This window comes from Dactylosporangium sp. CA-233914 (assembly GCF_050942935.1).
Classification (GTDB): domain Bacteria; phylum Actinomycetota; class Actinomycetes; order Mycobacteriales; family Micromonosporaceae; genus Dactylosporangium.
Window position 1 is genome coordinate 1,116,275 of the sequence record NZ_CP192030.1, and the last position, 18,124, is coordinate 1,134,398.

General features: G+C 67.9%; 19 protein-coding genes. 16 read left to right on the plus strand and 3 right to left on the minus strand.

What is annotated here, in order from left to right; genetic code table 11:
* Nucleotides 1-128 precede the first annotated feature (128 nt).
* The 12 genes from ACQPY0_RS05175 to ACQPY0_RS05230 all read left to right on the plus strand — a co-directional run bounded on the left by ACQPY0_RS05175 (nt 129) and on the right by ACQPY0_RS05230 (nt 11,783).
* The gene (locus tag ACQPY0_RS05175; RefSeq protein WP_432985446.1) at nt 129-890 is read left to right on the plus strand and encodes an SDR family NAD(P)-dependent oxidoreductase; all 762 of its coding nucleotides are present in this window, start codon (nt 129-131) and stop codon (nt 888-890) included.
* Nucleotides 887-2,056 (plus strand): acyl-CoA dehydrogenase family protein, encoded by a 1,170-nt coding sequence (locus ACQPY0_RS05180; protein ID WP_432985449.1) that lies wholly within the window; start codon nt 887-889, stop codon nt 2,054-2,056. The genes ACQPY0_RS05175 and ACQPY0_RS05180 overlap by 4 nt, the downstream gene beginning before the upstream one ends.
* Complete coding sequence (locus ACQPY0_RS05185; RefSeq protein ID WP_432985452.1) at nt 2,053-3,147, plus strand: acyl-CoA dehydrogenase family protein; 1,095 nt, start codon at nt 2,053-2,055, stop codon at nt 3,145-3,147. Before ACQPY0_RS05180 ends, ACQPY0_RS05185 begins: the two co-directional genes overlap by 4 nt.
* Nucleotides 3,148-3,185: 38 nt before the next feature.
* Nucleotides 3,186-3,656, plus strand: a complete 471-nt coding sequence (locus ACQPY0_RS05190) for an FAS1-like dehydratase domain-containing protein (protein WP_432985455.1) — start codon at nt 3,186-3,188, stop codon at nt 3,654-3,656.
* A complete protein-coding gene (locus ACQPY0_RS05195; protein WP_432985458.1) occupies nt 3,653-4,099 on the plus strand; it encodes a MaoC/PaaZ C-terminal domain-containing protein in 447 nt (148 codons plus the stop codon). Before ACQPY0_RS05190 ends, ACQPY0_RS05195 begins: the two co-directional genes overlap by 4 nt.
* 25 nt (nt 4,100-4,124) lie before the next feature.
* Nucleotides 4,125-5,318, plus strand: a complete 1,194-nt coding sequence (locus tag ACQPY0_RS05200) for a thiolase family protein (protein ID WP_432985461.1) — start codon at nt 4,125-4,127, stop codon at nt 5,316-5,318.
* Between the two features lie 13 nt (nt 5,319-5,331).
* On the plus strand, nt 5,332-6,198 hold the full coding sequence (locus ACQPY0_RS05205; RefSeq protein WP_432985464.1) for an enoyl-CoA hydratase: 867 nt from the start codon (nt 5,332-5,334) through the stop codon (nt 6,196-6,198).
* A 20-nt stretch (nt 6,199-6,218) separates the two neighbouring features.
* Nucleotides 6,219-6,851 carry a hypothetical protein gene (locus ACQPY0_RS05210; protein ID WP_432985467.1) on the plus strand — a complete coding sequence of 211 codons (633 nt, stop codon included), beginning with the start codon at nt 6,219-6,221 and terminating at the stop codon, nt 6,849-6,851.
* Between the two features lie 107 nt (nt 6,852-6,958).
* Nucleotides 6,959-7,876: an SDR family NAD(P)-dependent oxidoreductase gene (locus tag ACQPY0_RS05215; RefSeq protein WP_432985470.1), complete on the plus strand. Its 918-nt coding sequence runs from the start codon at nt 6,959-6,961 to the stop codon at nt 7,874-7,876.
* A complete protein-coding gene (locus ACQPY0_RS05220; protein WP_432985473.1) occupies nt 7,869-9,413 on the plus strand; it encodes an AMP-binding protein in 1,545 nt (514 codons plus the stop codon). The genes ACQPY0_RS05215 and ACQPY0_RS05220 overlap by 8 nt, the downstream gene beginning before the upstream one ends.
* An 11-nt stretch (nt 9,414-9,424) precedes the next feature.
* Complete coding sequence (locus ACQPY0_RS05225; RefSeq protein ID WP_432985476.1) at nt 9,425-10,222, plus strand: enoyl-CoA hydratase-related protein; 798 nt, start codon at nt 9,425-9,427, stop codon at nt 10,220-10,222.
* Nucleotides 10,215-11,783, plus strand: a complete 1,569-nt coding sequence (locus ACQPY0_RS05230) for an AMP-binding protein (protein WP_432985479.1) — start codon at nt 10,215-10,217, stop codon at nt 11,781-11,783. Before ACQPY0_RS05225 ends, ACQPY0_RS05230 begins: the two co-directional genes overlap by 8 nt.
* Here ACQPY0_RS05230 and ACQPY0_RS05235 read toward each other — a convergent pair whose 3' ends face one another.
* A complete protein-coding gene (locus tag ACQPY0_RS05235) occupies nt 11,784-12,431 on the minus strand; it encodes a TetR/AcrR family transcriptional regulator (RefSeq protein ID WP_432985482.1) in 648 nt (215 codons plus the stop codon).
* 181 nt (nt 12,432-12,612) lie between these two features.
* Here ACQPY0_RS05235 and ACQPY0_RS05240 point away from each other — a divergent pair, with 181 nt between their 5' ends.
* The gene (locus ACQPY0_RS05240; protein WP_432985485.1) at nt 12,613-13,536 is read left to right on the plus strand and encodes an alpha/beta fold hydrolase; all 924 of its coding nucleotides are present in this window, start codon (nt 12,613-12,615) and stop codon (nt 13,534-13,536) included.
* A 296-nt stretch (nt 13,537-13,832) separates the two neighbouring features.
* Here the strand turns inward: ACQPY0_RS05240 and ACQPY0_RS05245 are convergent, their stop codons facing one another.
* Nucleotides 13,833-14,438: a TetR/AcrR family transcriptional regulator gene (locus tag ACQPY0_RS05245; protein ID WP_432985488.1), complete on the minus strand. Its 606-nt coding sequence runs from the start codon at nt 14,436-14,438 to the stop codon at nt 13,833-13,835.
* A gap of 90 nt (nt 14,439-14,528) precedes the next feature.
* Between ACQPY0_RS05245 and ACQPY0_RS05250 the strand changes: the two genes are divergently transcribed.
* The 3 genes from ACQPY0_RS05250 (at nt 14,529) to ACQPY0_RS05260 (ending at nt 17,092) form a co-directional block, all read left to right on the plus strand.
* Nucleotides 14,529-15,494 carry a ketopantoate reductase family protein gene (locus tag ACQPY0_RS05250; protein WP_432985491.1) on the plus strand — a complete coding sequence of 322 codons (966 nt, stop codon included), beginning with the start codon at nt 14,529-14,531 and terminating at the stop codon, nt 15,492-15,494.
* 159 nt (nt 15,495-15,653) lie between these two features.
* Nucleotides 15,654-16,859 carry a cytochrome P450 gene (locus ACQPY0_RS05255; protein WP_432985494.1) on the plus strand — a complete coding sequence of 402 codons (1,206 nt, stop codon included), beginning with the start codon at nt 15,654-15,656 and terminating at the stop codon, nt 16,857-16,859.
* 38 nt (nt 16,860-16,897) lie between these two features.
* Nucleotides 16,898-17,092 (plus strand): ferredoxin, encoded by a 195-nt coding sequence (locus ACQPY0_RS05260; RefSeq protein WP_432985497.1) that lies wholly within the window; start codon nt 16,898-16,900, stop codon nt 17,090-17,092.
* 281 nt (nt 17,093-17,373) lie between these two features.
* Here ACQPY0_RS05260 and ACQPY0_RS05265 read toward each other — a convergent pair whose 3' ends face one another.
* Nucleotides 17,374-17,955, minus strand: coding sequence for a TetR/AcrR family transcriptional regulator (locus tag ACQPY0_RS05265; RefSeq protein WP_432985500.1), 582 nt, complete (start codon nt 17,953-17,955; stop codon nt 17,374-17,376).
* Nucleotides 17,956-18,124 lie beyond the last annotated feature (169 nt).

Sequence of the window (18,124 nt, forward strand, 5' to 3'; positions counted from 1 at the left end):
AGGGTCGCGACGACCGCCCAACGCTAAGTGCAGGGTTGTCCGAAGTTCCTAGCCCCGCTCATCCCTTCCTACAGTCCCTGGCAGCGAGGGCGACTCCCGCCCCGCGTTGAACCATGGGATGGTCAGCCATGCAGATCGATGGCGCAGGTGTCCTGGTCACGGGGGCCGCCTCCGGCCTGGGCTCGGCAACCGCCGCCCGCTTCGCCGGACTAGGTGCCCGCGTGGTTGCTTTCGACCGCGACGACAAGGGACTCTCGCGACTGGCACGCGAGTCAGCGCTCGCCGCCACAGTGACCGGCGATCTCACCCTTCCCGACGACGTCGCCCGCGCGCTCGACGCCGCCCGGAGCATCGGCGGGCTCGACGTTGTGGTCAATTGCGCCGGCGGCGGGTCGGCACCACGCCGCGTGTTGTCCCGCAGCGGATCGATGATCGATCTCGATGAGTGGCGCTCCGTCGTCGACGTCAACCTGGTCGCAGCTCTCGATGTGTCGCGACAAGCCGCGCGCACGATGGCTGGCAACGACGACTCGCCCTCCGGTAGAGGCGTGATCGTGCACGTGTCGTCGATCGCAGCACTGGACGGCAGCCTAGGAGTGTCGGCCTACGCCGCCACCAAGGGCGGGCTAGTGCCGCTCGTGCACACGATGGCCCGCGACCTCGCGCCGTGGGGAATCCGGGTGATGGCGATCGCCCCGGGCGTCTTCGACACCCCGATGTATGCCGCGCTTCCGGATCCGATCAAGGAGCAGCGCCGGCGCGACTTCGTCTTTCCCGCACGAGCAGGCGCTCCCGACGAGTTCGCGCGACTCGTCCAGCACGTCGTCGAGAACGACTACCTCAACGCGGACTGTATCCGCATCGATGCCGGCATGAGGATGCACCAGTGACGGCGACCATGTCAGACGCCGCGCACCACGCACTCGTGCGGCTGCGCCGCTGGTTGGAAGGCGGCAACCGGACGCCCGAGGAGATTCGCGCGACCGTATACGACCTCGGCCTGGCGTGGCCGCACTTTCCGCTCGGCGCAGGCGGGCTCGGCCTGGATCGCTCGGACTCCGGACCCGTGGCGGCGCAGCTGAGCGAGTGGGGCGTTCCCCCGGTACCACCGCGCTCCGTCATCGCGGTCGGCATGGCCGCGCCCACGCTCGTGAAACACGGAGGCGCTCATCACCACCCGCTCCTGCGGGGGATCTACGCCGATCAGGAGATCTGGTGCCAGTTCTTCTCGGAGCCCAACGCTGGATCCGACCTCGCCAACGTCGCCACCACCGCTCGCCGCGACGGCGAGCAGTGGGTCGTCAACGGCGCGAAGGTGTGGACCTCACTCGCGCACGAGGCACAGTGGGCGATGCTCCTGGCCCGCACCGACCCCGACGCGCCGAAGCACCACGGGTTGACCTTCTTCATCCTGAGGCTCGACACGCCGGGCGTCTGCGTGCGCCCGCTGTTCCAGATCACGGGTGAAGCCGAGTTCAACGAGGTCATCCTCGAGGACGTGGTGATCCCCGACTCCGACCGTCTCGGCGAGGTAGGCGGCGGGTGGTCAGTCGCCCTCGCCACGCTGGCCAGCGAGCGTGGCGCACTGTCGAACGTCGTGCGTTCCAGCGGCAACCCGATCGACCGGGCGATCCGGCTCTGGCAGCGGTGCGACCACCGCAATCCGACCGACCGCGCTCGCCTGGCCGACCTGTGGATCCGTGAGCAGCTGGTGGCCGCGACACTGCGCCGGACAGCGGCCGACACGACCGGCAACATCGGGCCGATGAACAAGGTGTTCTGGGCCGAGCTCCATCAGGACATCGCGGAGTTCAGCATGGACCTCCTCGGACAGAACGCGCTCGAGTACCCCCGCGGCTACCCCATGTCGCGACCCGACATCGGCTCCGAAGCCGAGGAGCCGCCGCAGTACGACTATCTCCGCAGCCGTGCCAACTCAATCGAAGGCGGAACCTCGGAGATCCTCCGGACCCTGATCGGCGAACGGATCCTCGGTCTGGAGCCCGAACCCCGCGTGGACAAGGTCGTCCCCTGGCGTGAGACGAGGCGCGGATGACGGCATGGAGGATCCTGGGCGCCGACGAGCACCAGATCGCGCTGCGCTCGTCGCTCGTCGACTTGCTTGACCGGCGGGATGTGCGGCCGATGCCGGCGCCGACGGCCGCGGTGACGGACCACCAACTGTGGGAGGAGATATGCAACGGCCTGGGGCTTGGCGATCTGGCGTCGGCCGAGCCGGACGGGTCGTTCGCGCCGCTTGGTCTGATGGCGACCTGCTTCGAGGTCCTCGGCCAGCGGCTCGCGCCGGTGCCCGCGCTCTCGACGCTGGCGCTCGCCGCTCCCGCCGTGCAGTGCTGTGACGGTGTCGAAGACGCTGGCGGGTGGTGGGCCGACCTCCTCTCCGGCCGCGTCACCGCGGCCGTCGCGGTACCCACCGAGCACCTGGTCGGTGTACGGAGCACGGGGCGAGTGACGGTCAGCGGCACCGCTTCACACATCGTGGACGGAGCCTCGGCGGACGTGCTCCTTGTGGTCGCGGACTTACCCGGTCACGGAACCTGCCTGCTCGAGGTCGACACGACGCAGCCGGACCGGGTGCAACGCCGGCGCGAGGCCACCTTCGACCTCACGCGCGAACTCGCCCGGATCACTCTCCGGGACGCTCCGGCGCGGGTGATCGGCCGCACCGACGCCGGACCGGAGCTGCGGCAGGTCCTGGCGACGAGGTCGATCGTGCTCCTTGCGGCGGAGCAGCTGGGCGGGACGGCGGAGTGCCTCGGCATGGCCGTGGACCATGCGAAAGCCCGGTACCAGTTCGGTCGCTCGCTCGGCTCCTTCCAGGCCGTCAAACACCGACTCAGCGACATGTACATGGTCATGGAGCTCGCGCGCAGCGCGGTGGCAGAGGCGAGCCGCGTTATGGACGCGGGTGAGCCCGACGCCGAGCTGTGGGCCACGATCGCCTACCGCACCGCGTCCGACAGCTTCACGAGGGTGGCAGCACACGCACTCCAGCTCCACGGCGGCCTCGGGTTCGCCTGGGAACACCCGGTGCACCTGTTCCTGAAGCGGGCGAAGTCGAGCGCGATGCTGCTCAGCCTGCCGGCCGAACGCATGCATCGGATCACCGAGCTCCTGGGCCTCTGATGACAGGCCGGCCACGTCCACGAACCCCGAGGAGACCCATGCACGCCAGTCACTTCCCCGTCGAGTGGGGGCACGTGATGACCTTCGCCCGAGCCGTCGGCGACGAACACGAGATGTACCGGCTCGACGGCCTGCGGGACGCTTCGTCGGTCACCGCACCCCCGACCTTCGTCGCCGCCTACGTGCACTTCGACGAGGACTGGCCGCTCCGGCCGCGACCGGGCCGGCCGTGGCTTGGATCCGGCCGAAATCCGAGCGGGGTGACGGCCGAGGACGACGATGCGAAGAACCTGCTGCACGCCGAGCAACGGTTCGAGTATCACGCACCGGTGCGTCCGGGCGACGTGCTGACTGTGACCGAGTCGCCCGGCGAGACCTGGACCAAGGTCGGACGCCGGGGTGGCTTGCTGGCCTTTACCCAGAAAGTGCAGGAGTTCCGCAACCAGCATGGGCAGCTGGTGGTCACCGCCACGTCCACCGGGGTCGTCACCGAGAGGACGGCGTCGTGAGCGTCGCTGACCGTTGGTCCCCAGGCACCAGCTTCTCGGCAGTCGTCATCGAGAACCTCACCCGGTCGCAGATCGTGCAGTACGCCGGCGCGTCCGGCGACTTCAACCCGATCCACACCGACGAGGTGTACGCCACCGCCGTCGCCGGACTGCCCAGCGTCTTCGGGCACGGGATGCTCACCATGGGCGCCGCCGGCGCGTTCCTCCAGGCGCTCGTCGGCCCGCTGGGCCTGCGTAGCTATACGGCACGCTTCGCCGAGAAAGTCTGGCCCGGCGACACTCTGACGGCATCGGCGAGCGTCACCCGGGCGGAAGCTGATGACGAACACCAGCTGCACATCGAGCTCGACCTGCAGGTGACCAACCAGGACGAGACGGTCGTGCTTCGCGGACACGCGGCGGCTGTGGTTCCTGCGGACTTGGAACCAGCCCATCCACGGTAACCCAACACACGATCGGAGAAACCCTTTGAGAAGCGCAGTCATCGTCGATGCTGTCCGCACTGCAGGAGGCAAGCGCGACGGCGCACTCTCCGGCTGGCATCCGGCGGACCTCTCCGCCGAAACGCTCAAGGCCCTCATCGAGCGCACCGGCATCGACCCATCGACCATCGACGACGTCGTGATGGGATGCGTCACCCAGGTCGGCGACCAGTCGGCGAACATTGCGCGCTATGCGGCGCTCGCTGCCGGCTTCCCCGAGTCAGTGCCCGGCACGACCGTGGACCGGCAGTGCGGATCCTCGCAGCAGGCGGTCCACTTCGCCGCCCAAGGAGTGATGGCCGGGGCGTACGACGTCGTGGTCGCGGCCGGTGTCGAGCTGATGTCAACCACCAAGATGATGAGCGCGATGCTCCCAGGTACCTTTCCGGTGGGGCCGGCAGCAACCTCCCGGTACGCCGACCGGGAGAACTATGGTGTGATCGGACTGCCGCACCAAGGCGTCGGTGCGGAGATGCTCGCCGACCGACACGGCCTGACTCGCACGCACCTCGACGAGTTCGCGGTGCGAAGTCACGAGCTGGCCGGCCGCGCCACCCAGGACGGCGAGTTCGCCAACGAGATCATCGCCGTGCCGGAGCACCGCAAGGGCGAGGACCGATCGCCTTCGACGCTTGTCAACCGCGACGAAGGCATCCGCCCCGGCACCTCGCTGGAGGTGCTGGCGGGCCTGCGTCCCGCGTTCCTCGAGGACGGCCGGATCACCGCCGGCAACTCGAGCCAGATCACCGACGGTGCCGCCGCAATGCTGATCATGTCGCAGGAGCGTGCCGCCGAACTCGGACTGCGGCCGCGCGCACGGTTCCACTCCTTCGCCGTCGCTGGCTCCGACCCCGTCGTGATGCTCGATGCTCCGGGGCCGGCCACGCTGAAGGTCCTTCGGCGGGCGTCCCTCGGCATCGATGACATCGATCAGTTTGAGTGCAACGAGGCGTTCGCCTCGGTGACGCTTGCCTGGCAGCGGGAGACCGGAGCGGCGCTGGCAAAGGTGAACCCCTACGGCGGTGCCATTGCCCTCGGCCATCCGCTGGGTGCCAGTGGCGTGCGCCTCATGACCACCCTGCTCAACGGCCTCGAGCGCACAGGCGGCCGCTACGGGCTGCAGACCATGTGCGAGGGCGGCGGCATGGCCAACGCCACGATCATCGAGGTGCTTCCGTGAGGACCTTACGACGATGAACACGAGTTTCGATCACATCCGCTATGACGTCCCCATGCCCCGCGTGGCGCGGATATCGCTGGCACGTGCCGACGCGCGGAACGCCCAGAACGCCCAGCTCCTCTACGAGCTCAACGACGCCTTCAGCCTCGCGGCAAGCGACGACGACGTGCGCTGCATCGTGCTCTGCGCGGACGGCCCCCACTTCTCCGCCGGCCACGACCTCCGCGACACCTCCGCCATCGATGTCCTGGACAGCCGTGACCCGGTTGGCACCTGGTGCGGCTACCACGCGGCTGGCGTCGAGGGGGTCATGTCGCAGGAGAAGGAGCTGTTCCTTGGCCTCTCGGAACGCTGGCGCAATCTGCCGAAGCCGAGCATCGCGGCGGTCCAGGGCAAGGCGATCTCGGGCGGGCTCATGCTGGTCTGGCCATGCGACCTGATCGTGGCGGCGGAGGACGCCCAATTCCTCGATATCACCGTTGAGATGGGCATCCCAGGTGCCGAGTTCTTCCACCATCCCTGGGAGCTGCCGTCCCGCATCGCCAAAGAGATGCTCTTCGCATCGAGGTCGGTCGGTGCGCACGAAGCCTATCGCCTAGGGATGGTCAACCATGTCGTCCCCGTGGCCGAGCTGATGGAACGAACGCTCGAGCTCGCATCTCGAGTCGCCTCGCGGCCGTCCCTGGCCCTTCGCCTGGCAAAGGAGTCCGTCAACGCCGCCCAGGACGCACAAGGCCGGGCCTCGTCGATGGCTATCGCCTTCGCCCACCACCAGCTCGGACACAGCCACTACCAGCAGCTTCACGGTACGATGATCGACCCGGAGTTCCTGGCACGACCTGCTGCTCGTGCCGGCCAAGCATCGGAGCATGCACCGTGAGGTACGTCGTCGAGGGCCTGGTGCACTTCCCCCGCACCGCTGAGGAGCAACAGGCACGTTTCATTGCCGAGTTCGCGGACGTCGAGCTTCCGGTGCTCATGTCCTCGAACCTGGGACTCGCGGGAGCCTGGACCATTCCGGGCGACACTGGCACCGACCTGCTGCACCTGTACGGGCCGCTCTCAGGCCTGGCAGACCTTACGGCCAGCGCCCGGTGGATCGCCCAGCTTCCCCCCGACCACCCGTACCTCCGACTGTACGAATGGATCAGCGGCACCGACATCCGCTACGCCCGAACCGTCCGTTCCCTGCTCGACCCAGTCGACCACGGCTGGTGGGAGCGGAGGGTGCAGGTCCCGCTGGCGGCGCCCTACTTCGTCGCCACCTGCCGTTACGGCCTCACTGGCGAACGCACCGTCCGCCGAGGCTTGTCGACCGCGCTGCGGGCGATCGACGCCAACGGCCAGGTGAGCGTCGCGATGGCCTACGACACGCTCTTCGGCGACTTCGGCTCGACCAGGGTGATCGGCACGGCGCCGACTGCGGAGATCTTCGATGCGGTGCTGAACGAGCATACGGCCCCGTCCGCGGCAGACCGCGACCCTTGGGCGATTGCCGCTGCGGTCCCCGCTCCCTACTCGCCGCTGCGATAGCGAAGCGCCCTGTCTATCACTTCAGTGATACGTGCTGGTGCCTCGCGAGGCCACGCGCCGGTTGGGCTGCCGGGCGAATGCCATTGACAACCAAGAAAGGAATCCGCGTGAGATCGATAGACTTCACCGACCGGGTGGTCGTGGTCACCGGCGCCGGCCGAGCACTTGGACGCGCCTACGCCCTCGAGTTTGCGCGACGTGGCGCCGCGGTGGTCGTCAACGACTTCGGCGTCGCTGTCGACGGCACCGGGTCCGACGCCGGCCCGGCGCACGAGGTCGTCGAGGAGATCACCGCCGCCGGGGGTACGGCCGTGGCCAGCACGGAATCCGTCGCCGATCCCGCCGGAGGCGAGGCGATCATCGGCACCGCCATCGAGCGGTTCGGACGCATTGACGCGCTCGTGAACAACGCCGGGATCCTGCGGGACCGGACGTTCGGCAAGCTGGCGGACGACGAGATCGCCAATGTTCTGGACGTCCATCTACGCGGGGCGTTCAACGTCACCGTTCCCGCGTATCGCGTGATGCGCGAACGCGGATTCGGACGGATTGTGATGACCACCTCTGCCGCGGGACTGTTCGGAAACTTCGGCCAGGCGAACTACGCGGCGGCGAAAATGGCCCTGGTGGGTCTCGCCAACACCATCGCGATCGAAGGGGAATCTCGGGACGTCCGGTGCAATGCAGTCGCCCCGATGGCCCGGACAAGGATGACTGCCGAGATCATGGGCGCCGCCGGCGCGGCGGTCGACCCGGAGCATGTCGTCCCCTTGGTGACCTACCTGTGCTCGCCGGCAAGCCAGGTGACCCAGCAGATCTTCAGCGCCGGAGGCGGGCGATTCGCGCGGGTCTTCGTAGGCGTGGGGCCGGGCTGGTATGCAGGCGCCGACCCCGTGACGGCGGAGGGCGTCGCCGAGCACCTCGAGACCATCCAGCGCACCGAGCCGTTCGTGGTACCGCACAGCGCGGCGGACGAGGCCGACCTGCTCTCGCCGTACCTCGACGGGCTGGTCCAGCATGGTTGAGCTCCTCGCCCCGCACGCTCGACGAAGCCCTGACGAGATCGCGTTGATCGATGATGCCGGCAGCCAGACCTGGGCAGAGACGAACGCTCGGGTGAACCGACTCGTGCATGTGCTCGACGACCTGGGGTGCCGTCCCGGTGATCGGATCACGCTCATGGCCCGCAACTCGCGCGAGTGGTGGGAGATCACCCTGGCCGCGATCCACGCCGGCGTGATCTGTGTACCCGCCAACTGGCACTGGCAACACGAGGAGCTTGCCTACGTTCTCAGCGACAGCGGCTCGCGCGTGTTGTTCGTCGGCGCGGAGCAGGCAGACGTCGCTGAACAGGCCTTCAGCGCTAACGACGCGACGGCGCCGCAGGTGGTTGTCATCGGAGAGGTGGCTGGGTTACCCGGTGCGCTCAACTACGAGACAGCGCTCTTGGCCGGCAGTTCAGAAGAGCCCGCACACAGGTACGGCACCCGGCCGATGATGTACACCTCAGGGACGAGCGGCCGGCCCAAGGGTGTCCTCCACAACGACGGGCTCAGCACCGCCGCCGAGTTCGCCGCGGGCGCGGCCGCGTTCCTCGAGCTGATGTCGATGCAGCCCCAGACCACGACACTGATCGCCGGACCTGCCTATCACTCGGCCCAGTGGTCGTTCGCGTTGCTGCCGCTGGTGACAGGTTCCACCCTGGTCACGCCCTCGGCGTGTCCGGCCGAGACGATCCTCGAGCTGATCGACCAGTACGAGGTCGGCAACGTACACCTGGTGCCAACGCAGTTCGTCCGTCTCCTGCGAGTCCCCGCTGATACCCGTGCACGCTTCTGCGGGGCGTCGCTCTCCGTCGTCGCCCACGGCGGCGCGCCATGTGCCCGCCTCGTCAAGCAGGACATGATCGATTGGTGGGGCCGAGGCATCACCGAGTACTACGGCGGCACCGAGACCGGCATGGCGACGTCGATCACCGCCACGGAATGGCTCGCGCATCCCGGATCCGTGGGACGGAGCATCCCCGGCGTGGAGATCCGGATTCTCGACGCCAAGGGCGCACCGGTCGAGGACGGCACGACCGGCGTCATCTGGGTACGCCGGCCGGGCAAGGACTTTGAGTATCACAACTCGCCCGAGAAGACCCGCGACACGCACGACAGCCTTGGGTTCGCGACCACGGGCGACATGGGATACATGGTCGACGGATTCCTCTACATCGCCGATCGGGCGACGGACATGATTATCTCCGGTGGCGTCAACATCTACCCGGCAGAAATCGAGAGCGTGCTCCACGAACATCCACGGGTCGTCGACGTCGCGGTCGTTGGGGCTCCGGATGACGAGTTCGGCGAGATCGTGGTCGCTTACGTCGTACCCGAAGGAAGCGCCGAACCCGATTTGGGCCACGAGCTCCACGACTACTGCCGGTCGCGTCTCACCGGCTTCAAGTGCCCGAAGGTCTTCCACTTTGCCGACGAGATGCCGCGTAGCGCTGCGGGGAAGCTGCTCAAGCGCGAGCTGCGCGAGGCTCTGTGGGCCGGCCGTGAGCAGCGAGTGTGACCGGAGCGACGATGACGACAGCGCACTACGAGTTCCTGACCGTTGCCTACGAGCCCGGGATCGCATCCGTGACGCTGGCACGGGGCCCGGTCAACGCCGTGCATCAACCGATGTACCGGGAGATCGAGCATGTCTTCAACAACATCGACTCCCTCGGGCCAGACGTCCGCGCCGTCATCCTCGCCGGTGCGGGCCGCCACTTCTGCGCCGGCAACGACCTCGAGGAGTTCACCACCATGACCGCCGAGAACGCGCCCGGCCGGATGCGACGCGTCCGGGCTGCGTTCTTCGCCATCCAGGGCTGCCCGGTGCCGGTCATCGCCGCAGTCCAAGGCAGCGCCCTGGGCACTGGCTTGGCGATCGCCGCGTCGGCCGACTTCATCATCGCCGCGACCAACGCGCGCTTCGGCGTCCCGGAGGTCTCCGTCGGGGTGATGGGCGCAGCCGCCCACCTCTCCCGCCTGGTCTCCCAGCCGATGGCCCGTTGGGCGTACTTCTCCACCGAGGCGATACCGGCTCAGGAGATGTATCGCCTCGGCGCCGTCGTCGCCGTCGTCGAGCCCGAGCATCTGCTGGATGAGGCGCTGCGGCGGGCCCGCATGATCGCACGGCACGGCCCCACAACGCTTCGCTTCGCCAAGCACGCGATGAACGAGATCGAGTTCATGGAGCTCCAGCAGGCCTATCGATTCGAGCAAAGCCTCACCTGCGAACTGGCGCCGCTGCCCGAGGCCCGGGAGGCACTGGCCGCCACGCGGGAGTCCCGCACACCGACGTACGTGGCGGACGGTCGCTATGAACTTGACTGACACGATCGACAAGGGCTGGACCCTTCACCCGCGCCGGATCTGCCTCAGACTCGCGGACGGCGACGACGCATGGACCTACCACGACGTCGGTGAGATGAGCCATCGGATCGCGCTGGGCCTCACTCGGCTCGGCGTCCGACGAGGCGACCGCGTCGCCGTCCTGAGCACCAACCACCCGATCGCGTTCGTGGCCATGCTGGCCATACTTCGGGCGGACGCCGTCTACGTCCCGCTCAATGCCAGCTCGACCGTGCAGGAGATCGGCCCCCTCGTGGAGTCCACCGATGCCCGCACGATCCTCTACCATCCCGCACTCGTCTCGAAGGTGGAGGGCCTGCGTACGGCGATCGGGAAGGAGCTGACGGGCGTCCGCCTCCTCCCCGGCTCTGGTGACAGCTCCGATCCCTCGCTTGATGACGTGATGGCACGCGCCGGCGCGCGGGCACCTGCTCCGAGCGCCGGCAGTGAGGACGCTGCCTGGATGGCCGGAACAGGAGGGACCACGGGTCGCCCCAAGATCGTCGTGATTCCGCACCGCGCGCTGATGACGCAGACCTACGGGTTCCTCGCCCACCTCCCCGAGCCCCATCCGGTCCAGCTGGCCGCCGCACCACTCACACACGCAGCCGGTGGCCTGACGTTGCCTGTCCTCATGCAAGGGGGCACCACCGTCGTCCATCAGGGAGTAGACATCGCCGCAATCATGAGGGACATCGAGAGATTCAAGATTACTCGGCTATTCCTCCCGCCGACGGCGATCTACTCGATGCTCGCCCATCCCGAGGTCGAGCACCATGACTACTCGTCCCTGAGGTACTTCCTGTACGGCGCTGCCCCCATGTCCATCAACAAGCTGCGGGAAGCATGGCGAATCTTCGGCCCGGTGATGACGCAGTTCTACGGGCAGTCGGAAGCACCGATGATCTGCACCTTCATGAGCCCGCAGGATCACAAAGAGGCACTCTGCGACCCGCAGAAGGAAATGCGGCTGGCCAGTGCCGGCCGAGAGTCCCTGGTCGCGCGAGTGGCGATCCTGGACCGCAACGGCCGGTCGCTGCCCGCCGGTGAGGTCGGCGAGATCGTCGTGCGATCGGATCTGCGGATGACGGGCTATCTCGACAACCCCGGCGAGACCGCGCTGGTCGACCGTGGCAACGGCTGGCATGGGACGTCGGATCTCGGCCGGTTGGACGAGGACGGCTTTGTGTACATCGTCGACCGGGACCGCGACGTGATCATCACGGGCGGCTTCAACGTCTACCCCAGCGAGGTCGAGCGTGTCCTTCTCTCGATGCCGGAGATCCGCGATTGCGCGGTCATCGGCGTCCCTGACGACCATTGGGGAGAGGCGGTCACCGCTGTGGTGGAGTCCGTCGATGCGATGGACCTCGATCCCAGCGCGATCATCGCGGTCTGCAAGGAACAGCTGGGCCCCGTCAAGGCGCCGAAAAGCGTGATCATCCGGGAACTTCCGCGCAGCTCGGTCGGCAAGGTGCTGAAGAAGGAGTTGCGTGCGGAGTACTGGGCGGGCCGTTCGCGACTCGTGGGTGGGGCGGACTAGCTATGGGTGGCTCGAGGCCCCCGGCACGTGGGTCGGCTCATGACCGTGGCCGTGCGGTGTCATCGTGGCGCCGGCCATTTGAATGAGTTGCTCGGCAGCGGCGGCGGTGTCATAGCGCGGGTCGCGGAGGCGTTCGGCGACGATCGCGTCGATGGCTCCGCCAATGATGATCGCCGTAGTCCGCGCTTCGTCGGTCGGCGCCCCTCGCGCATCGCGGGCCACGGTGATGATCTCAGCCAGTGGCCGCCAGCGCGCTTCCGGGTCGTGGTCGCCGTCGCCGTGGCCCATCGCCTCGACAATCATGCGGGTGTGCCCAGGATGCTCGCGGAGATGGCCGATCATCGAGCGGATGTAGGCCGCCAGCCCGTCGGTCTCCGCCGCGACCGCGGCGGAGACCGTGCTGACAAGTGCTTCCAGGACGTGCTCATAGGCGGCGCGCACCAGAGCATCCTTGGACGGGAAGTGGTAGAGCACCGCGGCCTTGGTGATGCCGGCGCGCTCGGCGATGCCCGCCAGTGACGTGCTGGGGTAACCCCGGTCGGCGACCAGCTCGATCGTGGCCTCGATCAACTGTGCTCGCCGGGCACGCTCGGTGAACGTCAGCTCACGTCGTGACTCGTCTGTCCCATCATGCTGTTCGCCGCGCATTCTCCTTGCCACGCAATCCAGTCTACCTTACGGTAGAATCTTCTACCAACCGGTTAGAATGGGTTTCGGCCGTGTCAGACCCCGCCGCAGTCGATGTCTCGCTCGAGACGCGGATGCGCCCTTCCCGCCGCTTCTGGCGCCGCGTGCCCATCGCGCTCGTGCCGGCGCCCTCGTTACCCTGGTGGTTGCCTTCATGATTCGCACGTCTTCCCCGATCGGCCACTGGGACAGCGCCGCCGGCCAGGATCGCTTCGTCGCCACGTATACCAAGGCATTCGCCGACATGCCCTCACCCGCCCAGACCATCGATGTGCGCACCAGTTTCGGCATCGTGCGCGTGTACCGCTTCGCCGGCACTGCCGATAGCGGCACGGGCGAGCCCGGCGTCCCACTGGTGCTACTTCCCGGCCGTGCGTCGGCGTCGCCGGTGTGGGCCGATAACCTGCCCTCCCTGTTGGAGATCGGCGACGTCTACACCATCGACCTGCTCGGCGAGCCCGGCCTGAGCGTGCAGGGGCGCCCTATCAGCAGCGATGAGGACCAAGCTACGTGGCTGCACGAGACCCTCGACGCGCTACCCGAAAACGCTTTCCACGTCGTGGGGCTTTCCATCGGTGGATGGACGGCGGCCAACCTCGCGATTCACCGGCCACAATTCGTCGAGACGCTCACCCTCATCGACCCGGTATACGTCTTCGCCAACATCCCGCTGGGCACAATCCTGCGATCCCTGCCCGCCTCGTTGCCGTGGTTGCCGAAGTCCTGGCGGGACAGCTTCAACTCCTACACCGCCGGCGGCGCTCCCGTCGAGGACGTACCCATCGCCGACATGATCGAGGCCGGGATGCAGCACTACACTCTCCGACTACCCCAACCCACCCGGATCACCGAGCAGCAGCTCGCCACGCTGGACCGGCCCGTCCTGGCGATCATCGCCGGCGCATCCGTCATGCACGATGCCCCGGAGGCGGCCGAAACCGCCCGGCGTGCCCTGACCCGGGGAACTGTCCACGTGTACCCAGGCGCCTCCCACGCTGTCAACGGAGAACACCCCGACCGCATCGCCACCGACATCGCCAGCCTCATTCGCGCAGAAGGCCGATGACGTCCGCTGTCGACTCGCCGCGGCGACGGTGATGTGGTGGCCGCACCTGCGCGGCCTTGCGCGCACGCACCGTCTCCGCGACCAACTCCACCCGGCTCGGCCCGAACTGCCGCGAGCAACCGGACCAGTCTCGCGGCATATGGGCCGGCTGCGGGCGGTTCCTGCCAAACCTCGACGCCCGCTTCGAGTCGTACCTACAGCTATGACGCCGCGGACCGGATCACCGCGACCGGCACCAGCTACGACGCTCTCCCCGTCGGCGATGGCTGTGCAGTGCCCAGATGGTGATCAATTGTTCAAAGACGGGTTGTCCGTGCGACAGCCGCCTGGGCTGAGTGCGGGCGGCGCAGCCCGTCCAGCACGAGGGTGATGACATCGTCGGCCTCGGCCCGCCAACCGGGGCGGTCATGGGCCGCGCCGATGCCGTGCAGTGCCATCATGACGGCACCGGCATCCACGTCGTCGCGAACGGTGCCGTCCCGCACGGCGGCGGCCACCAGGTCGGTGACCGCCTGCTCCAGCGCCCGGCTGCCCTCGGCGAGGGCACCCGAGCGATCGGCCATGAGTGTGGCCAGCGTCCGGGCCAGGCCCTTGTGGGCGTCTATGTGGTCGACCATGCCGCGTAGGAAGGTCGCCAAAGCCTCCGCCGCGGGCAGCGTGGCCTGTAGCTGGCGGGCGCGGTCGCACAGCGCGGCAACTTCCCCGTGGTAGACCGCCTCGGCCAGTGCCTCCCGGGTGGGGAAGTGGCGGTACAGCGTGCCGGTGCCCACCTCGGCCAGACGGGCGAAGTCATCGAAGCGTAGGTCGAAGAAGTCGCCGGCGTCGAAGACCTCTCGCGCCTTGGCGATCAGGACATCGCGGTTGCGTTGGGCGTCGGCCCGCAGCGGCTTGTCGGCGGTCATGCGCTACCTCGCGTTGACAAATGGAGATGACCTCCATATTTTGGAAAGTGGAGATAGCCTCCAAATCGATCGTACCCCACGAGGTGCAGCGTGAAGATCCTGATGTTCGGCCGAGGCGTGATCGCCACCGTCTACGGCTGGGCCTTGGAACGGGCCGGACATCACGTCGAGTTCTACGTCCGCCCCGGCCGCGCGGCGACGTACGGGGACACGACAGATCTCGACCTGCTCGATACACGGCGCCGGGTGTGGGGGCAGCGCGTCGTCGAGAAGTGGCCGGTGCGCTACCGCGAGGAGCTGCAGTCAGACCACGACTTCGACCTGATCGTGCTCAGCGTGCCGCACCACCGCCTCGCGGAGGCGACGGCCTTCCTGGCGCCGCGCATCGGTCAAGTCACGGTGCTGGTCTTCGGCAACATCTGGACCGAGCCGCAGACCGCTATCGGTGCCCTTCCCGTCGACCAGGTCGCATGGGGCTTTCCCCAGGCCGGTGGCGGCTTCGGCGAGGACGGCGTGCTCCGCGGGACGCTGCTGCCGGCAGTCATCTTCGGCACCCTCGGCCAGCCCCCGACCGACCGGGAGCGGGCCGTGCGCAGGGTGTTTCGCGAGGCCGGGTTCCGGCTGCGGGAGCGACCCGACTTCCGCGGCTGGCTGTGGATTCACTTCGTGTCGAACGCGGGCCTGCACTCGCAGGGCCTGCGGCTGGGGTCGTTGGCCAGGCTGGCTGGGTCGACGGGCGCGTTCCGCGAGGCGCTGCTGGCCGGCCGTGAACTTCTGCCGCTTCTTGAAGCGCGAGGCCTTGACCTGCGACGTCACCGGGGCGGCGGGCTGCTGTTCCGGGCGCCCACCTGGCTGACGGCCCCCGCGCTCGCCTGGCTGAGCGCTCATGTCGCGCCGGTGCGCGTGAATTTTGCGGCGTACTCCGACCCCGAGGCTCAGGAGCCGCGGGAGATCTGCCGGGACACCCTGGCGGAAGCACGACGGTTGGGCGTCGCGGTACCGCGACTGGAAGCGGCGGAACCGCACTTCGCCCGTGAGAAGACGGATCGAGTCTGAACCCACCGATGTCGTCGGTCCCGGTGGTCCATTGCGGTTGCTTGGTCCGTCGCATCCGGAGCCAAACCCGGTCGCGCCGGTCGACCAACTGCCGTTCACACACGGCCTTCGCTGTCCAGCCGCTATCGCCTGTCCGTGACGTCGTGGAAGGAAAAGGTCATGACTACCGCCGAGAAGCACGAGTTCCCCATGGCCCGTACGTGCCCGTTCGCGCCGCCGCCGGCGTACGAAGAGATCCGCGAAGAAGAGCCGGTCTCGCGGGTTCGTCTGCCCGACGGCGGGCGGGCCTGGGTGGTCAGCCGCCACGAAGACGTGCGAACTGTGTTGAACGACCGGCGGTTCAGCGCCAACCGGCAGCATCCGGACTTCCCGCAGCTGGTCAAGGGCGAGGCGGCGTCCCGGCGGCCGGACGAGGAGCGCACCCTGATCACGATGGACGCACCCGAGCACGGGCCGGCGCGCAAGGCCGTACTCGGCGAGTTCACGGTGCGCCGGTTGGAGGCGCTGCGGCCGCGGATCCAGGAGATCGTCGACGGGCAGATCGACGCGCTGCTGGCCGGGCCGCAGCCCGGTGACCTGGTGGACTCGCTGTCGCTGCCGGTCCCGTCACTGGTGATCTGCGAGATGCTGGGTGTGCCCTACGCCGACCATGAGTTCTTCCAGGAGCACACGGTAAAGGTGATCAAGCAGTCGACGCCGCCCGAGGAGCGGTGGGCGGCCATGGGGGCCATCCAGGGCTACATGGCCGACCTTATCGCGGAGAAGGAGGAAAACCCGCCGGACGACCTGCTCGGGCGGCAGATCGTCAAGCTGCGCGCGGGCGGCACCTACCGGCGGACGTCGCTGGCTGGCATGGGCTTTCTGCTGCTCGTGGCCGGCCACGAGACGACGGCGAACATGATCTCGCTGTCGACCGTGGCGTTCCTGCGCAACCCGGAGCAGCTCGCGATGGTCAAGGCCGACCCGGGCAAAACGCTCAACGCGGTCGAGGAGATGCTGCGGTACTTCACGATCATCGACGTGGCGACGGCCCGGCTGTGCGTCGAGGACATCGAGGTCGGCGGGCAGCTGATCCGCGCCGGCGAAGGAGTGCTGGCGCTCGGTTATTCGGCCAACCGGGACCCGCGGGCGTTCGAGAGCCCGGACGAGCTCGACATCGAGCGCGGCGCGCGCCACCACGTCGCGTTCGGGTTCGGGCCGCACCAGTGCCTGGGCCAGAACTTGGCTCGGATGGAGCTCCAAATCGTGTTCGACACGCTGTTCCGCCGCGTCCCCAGCCTGGAGCTGGCGATGGATATCGACGAGCTGCCATTCAAGGACGACGCGAACATCTACGGCCTCTACCAGCTCCCGGTGACCTGGTAGAGGACGAGCTGCCATCCCCACCTCGGGAGGAGAGGGCCATGAAGATCATCGTGGACACCAGCAAGTGCGTCGGTGCCGGACAGTGTGTGCTCACTGAGCCCGCGCTGTTCGACCAGAGCAAGGACGACGGCACAATCGTCGTGCTGAACGAGACGCCGGAGGGTGAGCTGGTCGAGAAGGCCCGCGAAGCGGTGCACGTGTGCCCCAGCCAGGCCATCTCCCTGGAGGAGTGAGTCAATCCGTGGATGGCCGTACAGCCTGAAACGATCATGCTGGTCGGTGTCGGACCCTGAATGGCGCGTCTTCGCTCAAACAGGCGAACTCACCCACCGCGCGAGGGCGCGCCGGGCCGGCGGGCGGGTGTTCCGGGTGGGCGACAAGATCACCAAGATCCGCGACGACTACGACAAGGGCCAAGTCGGTCTCTTCAACGGCACCCTCGGCGTGATCACCGCTCTCAAGCGCGGCGAGCAGACCCTGACCGTCTTCGGTGGGCGTGTTCCGCCGATGGCGTTCAGCGGGGGCGGAGGCATCGTGGGGCGCGCAGCCCGAGGGCGCGCCGGCCGGCCTCGACCAGGTGCCGGCGCAACACGTCGTCGTCGAGGCCGCGCGCTCGTGCGCTCATCCCGCCAGCGATCCCGGCCATGACCATGTCGGCTTTGATCCACCCGCCCACGCCGGGCTCGACATCGGCGATCAGCTTGACGAGACGGTCGACCAGGTCGCTCACCTCGGTGCGGGAGCGCAGCATCTCGATGGTCCCGGGATCGCCGATCAGTACGGGGACCAGCACCCGGTTACCCACCACGATGTCGACGAAGCTGGTGAGCATCCGCTCGGCGCGGGCCGGCCGGCTGCGTTGCGCCTCGGCCGCCGCGACGGCCGCCCGCAATTCCCCGATGAGCGGCTCGACCACAGCGGTGAGCAGTTCCTCGCGGGTGCGGAAGTGATGGTGGACTGCCGACTTCGTGACGCCCACCTCGTCGGCGATCATCTGCAACGACGTGCCGGCGAAGCTGTGCCGGGCGAACAGCCGGATCGCGGCATCGATGAAGCGCTGCCGGCTATCGGACGCCCTGACTGCTGTTACGACCATGTGCGCTCCTCCGTACCCGGCTGTGCCAGGAAGCCTAGCTGGCCGATCGTTCAGCAGACAACTGCACGACCGTAAAGTCAAATACTGCACGATCGTAAAGTGAACTACTTCACGATCGTGCAGCGATCAGCTGCACGATCGGCTAGCCTGCGAGGACAAAGATCTTCCG